Below are 14,331 nucleotides of genomic sequence, written 5' to 3' on the forward strand. Positions count from 1 at the left end.
GCCGCGCAGTTATGAACTCGATCCTCGGTTGTCGAGCGGCACGAGGAATGCGTGGCGCCGGAAGAAGGCGCGTATGCCTTCGGGCACGCCCCGCGCGCGAAGGGGTCCGTAGAAGCGCTGATCGGACAGATAGGTGCGCCCGTCGACCGATACGACGATCGGCATCCGCGACCAGACGAGGAAGGAACGGACGTGTCGCGATTGCTCCTTCGCGGCGACAAGTTCCGGATCGTCCAGGCGCAACGGCTCACTGGCCGGATCGATGAGTAGGCCCTTGACGAAATCATAGGTGCCGCTGCCGTAGCGGTCGGCGCTCCGCCACAAGACCGTCCGTTCCCAGAAAGCGAACGGCGGCGGGCTGGCTACGACCAAGGTCGCCTCGATCCCGCGTGCACGGAGCATCCGCTCGGCGCCGGCCTCGACCCGCGCGCTCTCGCCGAGGTTGAAGGCGATGTAGGCGACCATGATCAGGCCGGCGATTTGCGCGGGACGGTCGGCGTGCGCATAGCCGCGCCGCTCCCGGATTCCCGACCAAATGATCGCCGGGATCATCAGCAGCCAGTAGACCCAGTCGATGATGAAGATCGCGTTCCCCGAGTACCACCGCCAGTTGGCCGGGGAAAATATCGAGATGGCGTAGGTCGTCAGCCAATCGAGGAAGGGGTGGGTAAGCACCGCGAGCAAGGCGACGACGAACAGCGGGCCGGCGCGGAAGGGCTGCGCCCCTTCCCTTCCCGGTCGCAAACGGTCGAGTATCCAGAGGATCGCGACGATGCCTGCGGCGAGGACCGGCCAGGCGAAGATGCCGTGGATCGGGCCGCGGTGAAACTGGATGCCGTCCACCCGCATGAACAAAGGTGCGAAGACGTCGATGTCGGGCGCGTTGGCGCCGAGCAGGCAGGCAGCCATGCCGAAACGCGAGCGGCGCTTCAGCCCCATCTGGCCGATGAGCGCACCGGCCAAGGTGTGGGTAATATTGTCCAATCAGGCCGCGCGGGTCAGAGCTTGTGCGGCTCCTTTTCGACCTGCCATGTCTGGCCCTTGCTGACCAGCTTCTGGAGGTCGGCGGTCTTGCCGGAGGCGGCGGCCGCGTTCTGCTCGAACACGGCGGATTCGAAGGTCGGCGCGGGATCTTCGTAGATAACGCCGAGCGCCACCGGGAAGCCTTGCGGCATTTCGATCAGCATCGCCGCGACGCCGCGGTTCTTCGGGTCGTGCGTGATGACGGCAGGGTCGTCGCCCTCGACAACCTTCAGCGCCAGCCGCTCGATATCGAGCGCGAGGCCTTTGGTGCCGCCGGCGAACAGCATCTTCTCGCCCGGCTTCAACCACAGCTGCTTTTCCTGCGCGACGCTGCGCTCAGTGAAGCTGGCGAAGACGTCTTCGTTATAAACAACGCAATTCTGGTAGATCTCGACGAAGCTCGCGCCCTTGTGCGCGTGGGCGGCCTTCAGAACGTCCGGCAGGCCTTTGTGCACGTCGATGCCGCGGGCAATGAACCGTGCGCCGGAGCCGAGTGCGAACATGCACGGCGTGACGGGGCGATCGACCGAGCCGAACGGCGTCGAAGGGCTGCGGGTGCCGACGCGGCTGGTCGGTGAGTACTGGCCTTTGGTCAGGCCGTAGATCTCGTTGTTGAAGAGCAGGATCTGGCAGTCGAGATTGCGGCGAAGCACGTGCATCGTATGATTGCCGCCGATCGACAGCGCATCGCCATCGCCGGTGATAATCCACACGTCGAGCTCGGGATTGGCGAGCTTGATGCCCGTCGCGAAGGCCGGCGCGCGGCCGTGGATCGTGTGGAAGCCGTAGCTCGCCATGTAATAAGGAAAGCGGCTGGAACAGCCGATGCCGCTGACGAACACCGTCTTTTCACGCGCGACGCCGAGGTCGGGCATCGTGCGCTGAACGGCCTTCAGGACGGCGTAATCGCCGCAGCCCGGGCACCAGCGGACTTCCTGATCGCTCGCCCAATCCTTGGCGGTGGTAACGGGGGTCATGTCATTCATCACTGCGGCCTCAGCCAATAAACGAGGAACAGGACTGCAATCAGCAGCATGATCAGCGGGAAGACGTTGAGCGGCTTCATGCCGTTTTCCCGCTTAAGGTCACTAAAGTCACGGTGAGCGGCGCTTTGGTCATGACGTTAGCATGTTATCGATCGCGGCTTCGATCTCCGCGATGCGGAAAGGATGGCCGCTGACCTTGGTCAGTGACTTGGCATCGACGAGAAACTGGTCGCGCAGCACCGTCTTGAACTGGCCAGTGTTCATTTCCGGCACCAGAATATGTTTGAAGCCCTTGAGTAGGACAGACATATTCTTGGGCATCGGCCAGATGTGGCGAACGTGGACGTGGGCGACGTCCTTGCCATCGGCGATCGCGCGGCGGACGGCCTGGTGGATCGGACCGAAGGTCGAGCCCCAGCCGACGACCGCAAGTTCGGCGCCTTCGCGGCCCATGCATACTTCCTGGTCGGGGATGGAGTTGGCGACGCCGGCGACCTTTGCGGCGCGCGTCTCGGTCATCTCCTGGTGCGCGCCGGGCGAGTAGTCGATGTTGCCGGTGCCGGGCTGCTTCTCGATGCCGCCGATGCGGTGCTCGAGGCCGGGCGTGCCGGGCTTGATCCACGGACGGGCTAAGCCGTCGCCGCGGGCATAAGGCATCACGCTTTGCCCTTCGGCGGGTGGCGTATCGAAGAAAGTCACCGGGAACGGTTGATAACCGCTCATGTCCGGCACGCGCCACGGCTCGGCCGCGTTGGCGATATAGCCGTCGGTGAGCAGCATGACGGGCGTCATGTAATGGGTCGCAATGCGGCACGCCTCGATCGCGCATTCGAACGCGTCGACTGGCGAGCGCGCGGCAATCACCGGCAAGGGCGCATCGGCGTTGCGGCCGTATACCGCTTGGTACAGGTCGGACTGCTCGGTCTTGGTCGGCAGGCCGGTCGACGGGCCGCCGCGCTGCGAGTTGACGACGACGAGTGGCAGCTCCGTCATGATCGCAAGGCCGAGCGCCTCGGTCTTCAGGGCAATGCCGGGGCCGGACGATGAGGTGATACCCAGCTGTCCAGCGTAGCTCGCGCCGATCGCCGAGCAAATCGCGGCAATCTCATCTTCCGCCTGGAAGGTCGTGATGCCGTATTCCTTCAGGCGCGACAGATGGTGGAGCAGCGCGGATGCCGGCGTGATCGGATAGCCGCCGAAAAACATCTTGAGGCCGGCGAGCTGCGCGCCGGCGACGAGGCCCAGCGCGAGCGCTTCGGCGCCGGTGACGGTGCGATAAAGCCCCGGCTCGGCCGGTGCGGCAGCGATGTGGTGCTGCTTGAACGGGGCGCCCATCTCGACCGTCTCGCCATAGGCGTGACCGGCATTGAGCGCGGCGATGTTCGCTTCGGCAAGCTCGGGTGCCTTCGCGAACTTCTGCTTGAGCCAGTCGACGATCGGGGCACGGTCGCGGTCGAACATCCAGAGCGCGAGCCCCAGCGTCCACATGTTCTTGCAGCGAAGCGCTTCCTTGTTGCCCAGGCCGTAGGGCTTCACTGCGTCGAGCGTGAGCTGCGAAATGTTGAAGTGGAGGACCTGCCACTTTGCGAGGCTACCGTCCTCGAGCGGAGACTGCTCATAGCCGGCCTTGGCGAGGTTGCGCGCGCTGAATTCGCCTTCGTCGGCGATGATCAGGCCGCCTTCACGCAGCGCATCGGCATTCACCTTCAGCGCCGCCGGATTCATCGCGATGAGGACGTCGGGCTGGTCCCCTGCGGTCTCGATCGCGGTCGAGCCGAAGTTGATCTGAAAGGCGGAGACACCGAATGTCGTCCCCTGTGGCGCACGAATTTCCGCCGGGAAGTCCGGGAAGGTCGCAAGGTCGTTGCCGGCAAGGGCGGTCGACAAAGTGAATTGCCCACCGGTCAGCTGCATGCCGTCGCCGGAATCCCCGGCAAAACGGACGACGACGGCTTCCTTCGGCGGATGCGCTTTGGCTTCTTTTTCGGTGACGATGTGGGACGCGGTGGCCATGCTGCTTCCTCTAAGCCCGACCGCCAGCTTTCGCCACCCATTTGCCTGTGTCAGGAGGCCGACGCATGGAGCATCGGCAAAAGTTTTCGAAACTGGCGGGGCTCGCGCGCCTTCGCTAGGCCGTCGCAATGGGAAGTAGTGACCGGTACCGCCGCGGCGTCGGAATCATGCTGCTCAACCGCGAGGGCAAGGTGTTCGTCGGCGCGCGCATCGATAATACCGACGAGGCCTGGCAGATGCCGCAGGGCGGCATGGACAAGGGAGAGAAGCCGTGGGTAACGGCGCTTCGCGAGCTTGAGGAAGAGACTGGCATCCCGCCGCGTTTGGTTGAACGCATTGCGGACGGGTCTGAGCGCCTGAAATATGATTTGCCGGAGGAGCTACGCGGCAAGCTGTGGGGCGGGAAGTGGCGCGGGCAGGACCAGGACTGGTTCCTGGCGCGGTTCATGGGTGACGACAGCGATGTCAACATCGCCACCGCACATCCTGAGTTCCGGGAATGGAAATGGATTGAGCCGGCACAGCTGCCGAATCTCATCGTGCCCTTTAAGCGCGACCTGTATCGCCAGTTGCTGCGCGAATTCGCCCAACATCTCTGAGTTAAGTTCAGTGCTGCGCGATGGCCTGGCCGAGAAAGGCCGGATTGGAGACGGCCTGCTGTTCCGGAACGCGGACGGCAGTGGGAACGCCAGCCGCTGGATCCGTCAGCGGCCGCTCGTCCGCTGACGATTAAACCTGTTCGAGCTCGTCGCTAGCCCCGACGACATCTTTCAACTCGCCGCTCGCATAAGGCTTGTGCAGGACCCGGGCGCCTTCGGGGACGTCGGTGAATTGCAGATCGTGGTCCGACGAGGTCAGGACAAGCTGCACGTCAGGACGCAACTGCGAAACCTGGCGGCATAACTCCAGCCCGTTTACGTCGCCCGGAAGCTGCGCCTCCGTCACCACGACCTCGATTTCCGGATGCTCGTCGAGGACGGCGGCGGCGTCCCTGGCATCATAAGCGTGATAGGTCTGGAAACCGGATTCCGTCAGGATGTCAGACGCGACCATCCCGATGAACGGCTGATCGTCGACGATCAAAGCAGCAGGCCGACTGGAAGTCATATGACCTTCACCTCTGTTATGGCCCGAATTAGTTGTGGGCCGCCCTTAGAGAGTCAACGGGACTCGGCTGAGCTTCGGCTCACTTCGCCTTACGGTTGGTCGCCGCTTCCTCGGCAAGCGCCTCAAGCGTCTTGCGGCCAACATCGAGCGCGAGCGCCCACATCGCATTGCCGCGATCGGCACTACCTTTGGCCATATCGCCAAGATGGTCGCCAGCCTTGGCCGCGAGCTTTCTCGCCTTGTCCGAATCCTTGAGCGCCGCAGCGGCGCCGACCAGCGCAGCAGCAACGACCTCCGTCACCAAGGGGTTGTCGGCAATTGCTTTCAGGCTTTTCGTCGCCCTGGAGATGCCGGGGGACTCGCTGGCCTTGGACTTCTTTTTGTCCTTCTTTTTCTTTTTATCTTTGTCCTTGCTCACGCTTTGTCCCCTTGCCGAGTCTCGCGAAACCGGCCGCTCATACCAATGTTTGTCACAACATTGTAACAGACCGCTGTTTCAGTTCTGCGACATGCAGTGGGCAAGATCGACAAAATCCCTTCCAAGCCGGGCAAGCTGATGGACAATGTCAGCCACGCAGCGGCACCCGAGCCGCAACTTGCGGAGCCGCGCCTGTTCAATCGCGAGCTGAGCTGGCTCGCCTTCAACCAGCGGGTTCTGGAGGAGGCGTCCAATCCGAAACATCCACTGCTGGAGCGGGTCCGCTTCCTGTCGATCTCGGCCAATAACCTCGACGAGTTCTTCATGGTCCGCGTCGCCGGCCTGAAGGCGCACCAGAAGCTGGGTGTGGAGGAACTATCGGAGGATGGGCTGACCGTCGCCCAGCAGCTTACTGCGATCGTCGCCGTGGCCGACCAACTGGTCACCAGCCAGCACGACGTTTGGGCCGAGCTTCAGGTCCTGCTCGCTGCCGCGAGCATGCGCGTCGTTGGCGACGAGCCGTTGGACGAAGAGGCTGAGGCGTGGCTGGATCAGCAGTTTCGCGAGCAGATTTTCCCGGTGCTGACGCCGCAGGCGATCGACCCGGCGCACCCCTTCCCGTTCATCCCGAACCGAGGGCTGAGCCTGATCTTCGAGTTGAAGAAGGGCCGCAACAGCGTGCGCGAACTGATCATGGCGCCGTCGACACTGCCGCGCTTCATTCGCATTCCCGGTCCCACCGGGCGATATATTGCGCTGGAGACGCTGATCCGGCGCAAGACCGGCTACCTCTTTCCCAAATATGACGTGCTGCGCGGCGGTGCGTTCCGTATCATACGCGACAGCGATATCGAGGTGGAGGAAGAGGCAGAAGACCTCGTTCGCTACTTCCGGACGGCGATCAAAAGGCGGCGGCGCGGCCGGGTCGTGCGGCTGGAGCTGGAGCCCGGCATCGAGGAAGAGCTCGAAGGCGTCGTCCTGGAAGGGCTTAACGCGCACGAATCGATCATCTCCGAGACGCGCGGATTTCTTGGCATGATCGACCTCAACCAATTGGTGGAAGAGGACCGGCCCGACCTCAAGTTCCCGCCGTTCACGCCACGCTTTCCGGAGCGGATTCGCGAGCATGGGGGCGACTGTTTTGCGGCGATCAGGGAAAAGGACCTGCTAGTCCACCACCCTTATGAAAGCTTCGAGGTGGTGGTCGCCTTCATCCAGCAGGCGGCCGCGGATCCCGACGTGATCGCGATCAAGCAGACGCTGTATCGCGCCGGCAAGCAGTCGGCGATCATGAAGGCGCTGATCGACGCCGCGGAGGCCGGCAAATCGGTGACGGCGGTGATTGAGCTTAAGGCGCGTTTCGACGAGGAGCAGAACCTGGTCTGGGCCAATGCGCTGGAGCGCGCGGGCGTGCAGGTCGTCTACGGCTTCATGGAGTGGAAGACCCACGCCAAGGTATCGATGGTCGTTCGGCGCGAGGAAAAGGGATACCGCACCTACTGCCACTTCGGGACGGGCAATTATCATCCGGTGACCGCACGTATCTATACCGACCTCAGCTACTTCACCGCCAATCCGGTCACCGGCCGCGATGCGGCGAAGCTGCTCAATTACATCACCGGCTATCTCGAGCCGCGAAACCTCAAGCAACTGGTGATCTCACCCGCCGGGCTCCGCACCGAGCTGATCAAATTGATCGATGCCGAGATTGCCTCCGCCAAGGCCGGCAAGCCGTCGGGCGTCTGGTCAAAGCTCAATTCGCTCGTTGACCCGATCATTATCGAGAAGCTGTACGAGGCGAGCGCCGCGGGCGTGCCGATCGACCTCGTCGTGCGGGGCATCTGCTGCCTTCGTCCTGGCGTGCCGGGGATGAGCGAGAATATCTACGTGAAGTCGATCGTCGGCCGCTTCCTCGAACATGCGCGGATGTGGGCGTTCGCCAACGGGCACGAACTGCCGCACGCTGCGGCCAAGGTCTACATCAGTTCGGCGGACTGGATGCCCCGCAATTTCGACCGGCGGATCGAATATATGCTGCCGATCGAAAACCCGACCGTGCACGCGCAGCTGATCGACCAGGTCATGGTCGCTAACCTCATCGACAATGAGCAGAGTTGGCGGCTCAATTCCGACGGCACCTATGCGCGGCTGCAGCCAAAGCCCGGGCAGGATTTCAACCTGCACGATTATTTCATGTCCAACCCGAGCTTGTCCGGGCGGGGTCAGGCCCTAAAGAAAGGCCGCAAGGTTCCAAAGCTGCGTTTCCACCGCGGCCGGTAGACAGGGGCGTTTCAGAAGAGAGTGGCAACCGCCGACCCCGCAGCGATCATCGACATCGGTTCAAACTCCGTGCGGCTGGTCGTCTACGCGGGTCCGCCGCGAATCCCCTCCCCGATCTTCAACGAAAAGGTGCTTGCGGGCCTCGGGTCGAGCGCGGACCGGTCGGGCAACCTGCCGGAGAGGCCGCGAGCGCGGGCGCTGGCCGCCATCCATCGCTTCAAGCTGCTGATCGACCACATGCGCGTGAAGCAAGTTCGGGTGGTCGCAACGGCTGCGATCCGTGATGCGGCGAACGGTGCCGACTTTGTCCGCGACGTGAAGCGGCTCGGCCTCGAATGCGAGGTTTTGAGTGCCGAGGAAGAGGCGCGGTTGGCGGGTGAGGGCGTCCTGTCCGGCATGCCGCGCGCAATCGGGACGGTGGGCGACCTCGGCGGCGGCAGCCTGGAGCTTGTCGATATCGGGGACGGCGAGACTCATGGCGGCATTTCGATGCCGCTTGGCGTGCTTCGACTCGATGCGTCGTCCGACGGCGAGCGCAAGGCGCGGAAGATCCTTCGCGCGGCGTTAAAGGAAACCGATATCGGCGAGCGCGCGAAAGGCCGTCGCTTCTACATGGTTGGTGGATCTTGGCGCACGCTAGCGCGGATCGACATGTTCGCATGCGATTTCCCACTGCCGATCACGCACCAATATCGGATGAAGCCGGGACGCGTGCGCGACCTGCGCAAGATGCTGAAGTCGCCGGACCAGCGGCTGGCCTCTGCCGCGGCACCCCAGCGAATGGCGACGTCGCCTGTCGCGGCAATGCTGCTCGACCTGATCGTCGATGAACTGGAGCCCTCGGACCTGGTGGTGTCAGCGTACGGCATTCGCGAAGGGCTGCTCTATTCGGCGCTGAAACCGGCCATTAGAAACGAAGACCCTTTGCTCGAGGAAGCCCGGTCCGCGGGTGGCGGCGAGCATCGGTTCGGCCAACATGGCGACCTGCTCGACCAATGGATCGCTCCTCTATTTGATGATGGGCGCGAGATGTCGCGGCTTCGGCATGCAGCCTGCCTGCTAGCGGACGTCGCATGGCAGGCGACTGCCAATTTCCGCGCCGACCGCGGCATTGAGATGGCGCTGCACGGAAACTGGGTGGCGGTCGACGCGCCGGGGCGCGTGATCATGGCGCAGGCGCTGTCATCGAGCTTCGGGCGAGAGGTTCTACCGGATGAGCGGCTCGGCCACCTTGTCAGCGCCGATCAGTTGCGGCGGGCGCACTGTTGGGGCGCCGCGATGCGGTTGGGGCAGCGGCTGTCAGGCGGCGTCGGCGCCGTGCTCAAACGGACGAGTCTCAGCAAGGCGAACGGGGCGATCCGGCTTCACGTGCGACGGGGCGAGGAGGCGCTAGTCGGCGATGCGGTCGAACGGCGTCTGACCAAGCTGGCGGAGTCGATGGGACGCGGGGCGGCGGTCGTCAGCGGCTAGGCGGTGTGGCGTTCCGGCGGCTGCCCGGCTAGAGGCCCGGGGCATGGGGGAACTCTCCGGACAGGAACGTGACGCGGTCGAGCGAGCCGGCGCGGAGCCGATGCTCGACCAGGTGCTCGAATGGTCTGCGGTCAACAGCGGATCGCGCAATCTTGCCGGGCTGGAACGCATGGCGGCGCTGCTCGCCGACGCATTTGCGGCATTGCCCGGCGAGTTGCGGCTGGAAGAACCGGCCTCGGTGGAGGCTGTCGATTCCGCAGGGCGAACGATGCAGCTGGAACATGGCCGGCACCTGCATTTGACGGTGCGTGCGAACGCGCCAGTGCAACTGCTCTTCACCGGCCACATGGATACGGTGTTCGCGATCGATCATGCATTCCAGGAGACGCACTGGCTCGAAGACGGCGTGCTCAACGGGCCTGGCGTCGCGGACATGAAGGGCGGCATCGCGGTGATGCTCGCTGCAATGAAGGCTGTGGAGGCAAGCCCGGCCGCCGACCGCATCGGATACGAAATCGTGATCAACAGCGACGAAGAAGTCGGGTCGCTGGCGTCGGCTGCACTGCTGGCGCGGGCCGCCGCGGGGAAGCGAGCAGCACTGACCTACGAGCCGGCGGCGCTTCCCGATGGTACGCTAGCGGGCGCCCGGCCGGGCAGCGGCAATTTCTCAATCGTCATACGCGGACGTTCGGCGCACGCCGGGCGGAATCCGGAGGACGGGCGCAACGCCATTCTTGCAGCGGCCGACCTCGCGCTTCGGCTCGATGCGCTGCGGCGCGACGGGCTAACCGTGAACCCTTCGCGGATCGAAGGCGGATCGCCCGGTAACGTGGTCCCCGACCTCGCGATCCTGCGCGTGAACCTGCGTCCCCGAACGCCGGAAATCGAGACCGAGGCCAAGCGTCAGATCGACGAGGCAATCGCGGCCGTCGCGAGCGCACGCGAGGTCGCCATTTACGCGCACGGCGGTTTCGGCCGCCCGCCGAAGCCGCTCACAGCGGACGCGGGAGCCTTGTTCAATCTCGTCAAGACTGCCGGTGCCGACCTTGGCCAGACCATCGCTTGGCAGCCGTCGGGCGGCGTTTGCGACGGAAACAATATCTCAGCCTGCGGCGTGCCAGTCGTCGATACGATGGGCGTGCGCGGCGGCAAGATCCACAGCATGGAGGAATTTCTGATCGTCGACAGCTTGAAGGAGCGCGCCGCGTTGAGCGCGCTCACCGTCCTGCGCCTGGCAGCGGAGGCCGCATGAGCTTTCGCGTACGCGCCGCCAATGGCGAGGATTTCAAATCCATCTACCAGATGGCGAAGCTGACAGGTGGCGGATTTACCAACTTGCCCGCGGACCGGGCGACCCTCGTCGGCAAGCTCGCGAGGTCGGACGCCTCCTTCGCGCGCAAGGAAGATACGCAAGGCGGCGACCTTTACGTCTTCGTGTTGGAAGACCCGAAGGCAAAGAAGATCCGTGGCACCTGCCAGGTGTTCGGCCAGGTCGGTGTGGTCCAGCCCTTCTATTCCTATCACATCAGCAACCTGACGCAGTCGAGCCCGGAGCTCGGCAAGACTTTCCGCAACCAGCTCCTTACGCTGACGACCGATCTCGAAGGCTCGTCCGAGGTCGGAGGGTTGTTCCTGCATCCGGAATCGCGCGCAGGCGGGCTTGGCGCGCTACTGGCGCGCAGCCGCTATCTGTTCATGAAGCTGCACCGCCAGCGCTTCGGCGAACGCACGCTGGCCGAGTTGCGCGGCGTGATGGACGAAGCGGGCAACGCGCCTTTCTGGGATGCGCTTGCGGGGCGATTCTTCGACATGAGCTTCCCCGAGGCAGACGAGTTCAACGCGGTGCACGGCACGCGCTTCATCGCCGACCTGATGCCCAAGACGCCGATCTACGTGTCGCTGCTCGCAGAAACCGGGCGAGCGGTCATGGGCCTTCCGCATCCGACCGGGCGTGCAGCGCTTCGCATGCTCGAACAGGAAGGCTTCGTGTTCGACCGCTACATCGACATTTTCGACGGTGGCCCGACTGTCACCGCGCGCACGGACGACATCCGCACCATCAAGGAAGCGCGTGAGGACGCGATCGTCGAGATCGGCGACGGCGGAACGCACAAGGTGCTCGCCGCTGCCGGGCGCTTGAAAGACTTCCGTGCCTGCTGCGCGTCGATCAAGAAAATGAAGACGGGCGTCATGATCGACGCCGAAGCCGCCGAACTGCTCGAAGTGGGAGTGGGTGACACGGTGACCTTGGTCGCGCGATGAGCCTCCTCGAGATCAACTTCGACGGGATCGTCGGGCCCAGCCACAATTATGCCGGGCTGAGCTTCGGCAATGTCGCGTCGATGCGCCATGCAGGCGCGGTGTCGGAGCCGCGAGCAGCGGCGCTCCAGGGGCTCGACAAGATGCGTTCAAACCTGGCGCTGGGCCTGACGCAGGGCATCCTCCTGCCCCATCCGCGGCCGCACCATGCGTGGCTGGCCAAGCTCGGCGCGACGATTGAGAGTGCCGACGATACGCTGGCCGCGAATGCCATGTCCGCCTCGGCGATGTGGGCGGCCAACGCGGCGACCGTGTCCCCTGACCCCGACACGGCCGACGGCAGATGTCACCTGACCGTGGCGAACCTGCGCACCATGCCACACCGCAGCCATGAGTGGCCGGCGACGCTGGCCCAGCTACAGACGGCTTTCGCCTCGGACGTATTCACCGTTCACGCGCCGGTCCCGCCGGCCTTTGGCGACGAAGGCGCTGCCAATCACATGCGGCTGGCTCCGTCGCATGGCGAGGCCGGGGTTGAGGTGTTTGTCTACGGCGTTTCGGGCGGCGCTTTCCCTGCGCGCCAGCACATCGAGGCGTCGCGCGCGATTGCGCGGCTCCACGGGCTCGATCCGGACCGAGTCATCTTCGCCGAGCAGTCGGAGGAAGCCATTGCCGCCGGTGCATTCCATAACGACGTCGTCGCCGTCGCCAACGAGCGAGTGCTCTTCGCGCACGAGAAGGCCTTCGCGGACAAACAGTCGCTGCTCGATGCGTGCGAGCGGCTGGTGCGCGGTTTTGAATATGTCGAGGTGCCGGACGCCGAGGTACCGCTGGCGGACGCGGTGCGGTCATATCTGTTCAATGCGCAACTAGTGACTCCGCCCGACGGTCAGCCGACGCTGATCATCCCGAACGAAGCGCAAGAAACGCCGTCCGTTTGGCGCTGGGTCGAAGCGCATGTTGCGGGCAATGGTCCCATTCGCCGGGTCGAAGTCGTCGATGTGCGCCAGTCGATGGCCAATGGCGGCGGGCCCGCCTGCCTGCGGCTGCGCGTCGTGGCCGATCCGGCTACCGTCGATCAGCGCTTCCTGGTCGATGAAGCGGCGCTGGACAGGATCAGCGAAATCATCGGTCGTTACTGGCCAGAACAGATCCACCACTCCGAGCTCCAGAATCCTGCTTTGATACAGGACGTCGAAGCCGCGCGGGGCGCATTGCTAGATGGTCTCGGTCTGGGACATGGTTAATTTATAATTTACCCTGTTCCTTAGGAAACTAATGGCTCAAAACCCGCGTCCGGACGTTGCGCACTTAACGATTCTGACGAGGGTTCATGCTTCGGAAAATTGGTCGGCTGTTTACGATCAAGACACGTTGGGAGGCGTGGCTGGTGATCTATGCAATCGCGCTTGGCGCGGTCGAACGGGGTCGCCACTATCTTGATATCTATCCTGGCAGCATGGGGTGGATGCTCGCGCTCGCCTGCACCGGCGTGGTGTTCATCGCCGGCGCGAAACTGCTCGATTCAGTGCGGCCAGCAGACCCGGCGTTGACCGTCGGGCCTTATGCCGCCGCGCAACGGCGGCGCGCGCCTATTGGTCGTAATCGACCCACGCTCCGGCGGCATCGTCCTTTCGAAGCGTCACGGATTTCACGTCACAAAGATTGACGCCGGCCCAGGTGACCGGGCCGCCCGCGACATTAGCGCGGATGTCGAACGCGCAATCCGGATCATTAAACTGAACCGGTCCGCTGGCTCCCGCGGCGGGCGACTTGCCGAGCGGTTTCCAGTCGTTTGAGCCGGCGCGCCGGATAGAGAGATCGCCAAGCGCGATCGGCGTACCGTTGATGATGGTGAAATTCGCCGCGCCGCCTCCGGCAATGGCCGGAGCTGCTGACAGCGCGAGAGCGGTGAGCAGCACGATATGTTTCATGCGCCCGAGCATACACCCGGGCGCATGAGAAATTAAACGGAAAAAATCAGCAGTTAAGCAGCGTTTAGTTCAGCATAATCCGGGCGCGAACGCCAGAATACAGCCGATGGAGCAGGCCCGCTGCTAAGCGCGAACTTCAACGGAAGCGCGGTCGAACAAAAGGCGCATTCCGCCGACAAACGGCCAATGATCCAGTGGGTCCGGCCGCAGCCGGGGCAGTGATTGACTTCGCCGTCGTGGTAGACGGCGTGATAGCCGCGTGCATTCGGATTGAACGTCGTGCGGCCAGCTCCAATCGAACTCAGCATGGTGTGTTCCTTCGAAACCAATTGCCAATCCAACGTGCGTGGATTCATTCGGTTTCAAAGATGATCCGCCTTTCATCCTCTTGTGTCACCGTTGGGCAACTTGATGTTCCGTCCCGGGACAGGAATCGTTATGGGAACGAATCGACTCGGTGCCTGTGGATATTCACTATCTCTTAAGTAGTTTGGCGTGATGTTCTGCGGAGCCGAGTGGAGGGGGACAAAGTGGAGTCCAACGAGCGTTATTATCGCCGGCGCGCGATCGAGGAGCGTATGGCAGCACAACGGGCGGTGACTGAAGCCGCGCGCACATGGCACGCCAAACTAGCCGAAGATTTCGCCGCACGCGCGAGCATCGTCACCGCCGTCAGCGCCTGACGGCCAACGGCATTCGCGAACGCGGCAGAGACGCCGCGTTCCCGCAGATTCCAACCTCATTTCGCATTGCCGCCGAGGAAGTGGCGCGCCCGGAAGGATTCGAACCTCCGGCCCCCAGATTCGTAGTCTGGTGCTCTATCCAGCTGAGCTACGGGCGC

At 63.7% G+C, this 14,331-nt stretch carries 13 protein-coding genes and 1 tRNA gene; 7 read left to right on the forward strand and 7 right to left on the reverse strand.

The genetic code is table 11. The annotated features are described in order from the left end of the window. Nucleotides 1–9: 9 nt before the first annotated feature. The 3 genes from ABD704_RS05055 to ABD704_RS05065 all read right to left on the reverse strand — a co-directional run bounded on the left by ABD704_RS05055 (nt 10) and on the right by ABD704_RS05065 (nt 4,022). Nucleotides 10–984: a metal-dependent hydrolase gene (locus ABD704_RS05055; RefSeq protein ID WP_344698591.1), complete on the reverse strand. Its 975-nt coding sequence runs from the start codon at nt 982–984 to the stop codon at nt 10–12. A gap of 14 nt (nt 985–998) precedes the next feature. Continuing rightward, nucleotides 999–2,009 (reverse strand): 2-oxoacid:ferredoxin oxidoreductase subunit beta, encoded by a 1,011-nt coding sequence (locus ABD704_RS05060; RefSeq protein WP_344698592.1) that lies wholly within the window; start codon nt 2,007–2,009, stop codon nt 999–1,001. Nucleotides 2,010–2,138: 129 nt separating this feature from the next. After that, nucleotides 2,139–4,022 (reverse strand): 2-oxoacid:acceptor oxidoreductase subunit alpha, encoded by a 1,884-nt coding sequence (locus ABD704_RS05065; protein ID WP_344698593.1) that lies wholly within the window; start codon nt 4,020–4,022, stop codon nt 2,139–2,141. Between the two features lie 128 nt (nt 4,023–4,150). Here ABD704_RS05065 and ABD704_RS05070 point away from each other — a divergent pair, with 128 nt between their 5' ends. Further along, nucleotides 4,151–4,621, forward strand: coding sequence for an RNA pyrophosphohydrolase (locus ABD704_RS05070; protein ID WP_344698594.1), 471 nt, complete (start codon nt 4,151–4,153; stop codon nt 4,619–4,621). A gap of 130 nt (nt 4,622–4,751) precedes the next feature. On the opposite strand, the gene ABD704_RS05075 is transcribed toward ABD704_RS05070, so the two are convergent. Further along, nucleotides 4,752–5,129 carry a response regulator gene (locus ABD704_RS05075; RefSeq protein WP_344698595.1) on the reverse strand — a complete coding sequence of 126 codons (378 nt, stop codon included), beginning with the start codon at nt 5,127–5,129 and terminating at the stop codon, nt 4,752–4,754. A 79-nt stretch (nt 5,130–5,208) separates the two neighbouring features. Further along, entirely contained in the window at nt 5,209–5,547 is a 339-nt protein-coding gene (locus ABD704_RS05080) for a hypothetical protein (RefSeq protein WP_344698596.1), read from the reverse strand. A gap of 138 nt (nt 5,548–5,685) precedes the next feature. Here ABD704_RS05080 and ABD704_RS05085 point away from each other — a divergent pair, with 138 nt between their 5' ends. From ABD704_RS05085 to ABD704_RS05105, 5 genes are read left to right on the forward strand one after another with little or no spacing between them, the layout of a single operon-like run. Continuing rightward, nucleotides 5,686–7,827 carry an RNA degradosome polyphosphate kinase gene (locus ABD704_RS05085; RefSeq protein ID WP_344700492.1) on the forward strand — a complete coding sequence of 714 codons (2,142 nt, stop codon included), beginning with the start codon at nt 5,686–5,688 and terminating at the stop codon, nt 7,825–7,827. A gap of 21 nt (nt 7,828–7,848) precedes the next feature. Next, nucleotides 7,849–9,297: a Ppx/GppA phosphatase family protein gene (locus ABD704_RS05090; protein WP_344698597.1), complete on the forward strand. Its 1,449-nt coding sequence runs from the start codon at nt 7,849–7,851 to the stop codon at nt 9,295–9,297. A 43-nt stretch (nt 9,298–9,340) separates the two neighbouring features. After that, nucleotides 9,341–10,549, forward strand: a complete 1,209-nt coding sequence (locus tag ABD704_RS05095; RefSeq protein ID WP_344698598.1) for a hydrolase — start codon at nt 9,341–9,343, stop codon at nt 10,547–10,549. Next, entirely contained in the window at nt 10,546–11,559 is a 1,014-nt protein-coding gene (locus tag ABD704_RS05100) for an arginine N-succinyltransferase (RefSeq protein WP_344698599.1), read from the forward strand. Before ABD704_RS05095 ends, ABD704_RS05100 begins: the two co-directional genes overlap by 4 nt. Continuing rightward, entirely contained in the window at nt 11,556–12,803 is a 1,248-nt protein-coding gene (locus ABD704_RS05105; protein ID WP_344698600.1) for an N-succinylarginine dihydrolase, read from the forward strand. The genes ABD704_RS05100 and ABD704_RS05105 overlap by 4 nt, the downstream gene beginning before the upstream one ends. Nucleotides 12,804–13,148: 345 nt before the next feature. Here the strand turns inward: ABD704_RS05105 and ABD704_RS05110 are convergent, their stop codons facing one another. After that, the gene (locus tag ABD704_RS05110; RefSeq protein ID WP_344698601.1) at nt 13,149–13,490 is read right to left on the reverse strand and encodes a hypothetical protein; all 342 of its coding nucleotides are present in this window, start codon (nt 13,488–13,490) and stop codon (nt 13,149–13,151) included. A 530-nt stretch (nt 13,491–14,020) separates the two neighbouring features. Between ABD704_RS05110 and ABD704_RS05115 the strand changes: the two genes are divergently transcribed. After that, a complete protein-coding gene (locus tag ABD704_RS05115; RefSeq protein WP_344698602.1) occupies nt 14,021–14,173 on the forward strand; it encodes a hypothetical protein in 153 nt (50 codons plus the stop codon). A gap of 81 nt (nt 14,174–14,254) precedes the next feature. Here the strand turns inward: ABD704_RS05115 and ABD704_RS05120 are convergent. Next, nucleotides 14,255–14,331 (reverse strand) — tRNA-Arg (locus tag ABD704_RS05120).

Origin of the sequence: Sphingomonas limnosediminicola (assembly GCF_039537965.1) — a bacterium.
GTDB classification, from domain to species: domain Bacteria; phylum Pseudomonadota; class Alphaproteobacteria; order Sphingomonadales; family Sphingomonadaceae; genus Sphingomicrobium; species Sphingomicrobium limnosediminicola.

Excerpts from the sequence above, each read along its gene's own strand:
- ABD704_RS05070 (WP_344698594.1), top strand. The coding sequence starts at position 4,151 with ATGGGAAGTAGTGACCGGTACCGCCGCGGCGTCGGAATCATGCTGCTC.
- ABD704_RS05075 (WP_344698595.1), bottom strand. The coding sequence starts at position 5,129 with ATGACTTCCAGTCGGCCTGCTGCTTTGATCGTCGACGATCAGCCGTTC.
- ABD704_RS05060 (WP_344698592.1), bottom strand. The coding sequence starts at position 2,009 with ATGAATGACATGACCCCCGTTACCACCGCCAAGGATTGGGCGAGCGAT.
- ABD704_RS05095 (WP_344698598.1), top strand. The coding sequence starts at position 9,341 with ATGGGGGAACTCTCCGGACAGGAACGTGACGCGGTCGAGCGAGCCGGC.
- ABD704_RS05110 (WP_344698601.1), bottom strand. The coding sequence starts at position 13,490 with ATGAAACATATCGTGCTGCTCACCGCTCTCGCGCTGTCAGCAGCTCCG.
- ABD704_RS05100 (WP_344698599.1), top strand. The coding sequence starts at position 10,546 with ATGAGCTTTCGCGTACGCGCCGCCAATGGCGAGGATTTCAAATCCATC.
- ABD704_RS05065 (WP_344698593.1), bottom strand. The coding sequence starts at position 4,022 with ATGGCCACCGCGTCCCACATCGTCACCGAAAAAGAAGCCAAAGCGCAT.
- ABD704_RS05105 (WP_344698600.1), top strand. The coding sequence starts at position 11,556 with ATGAGCCTCCTCGAGATCAACTTCGACGGGATCGTCGGGCCCAGCCAC.
- ABD704_RS05085 (WP_344700492.1), top strand. The coding sequence starts at position 5,686 with ATGGACAATGTCAGCCACGCAGCGGCACCCGAGCCGCAACTTGCGGAG.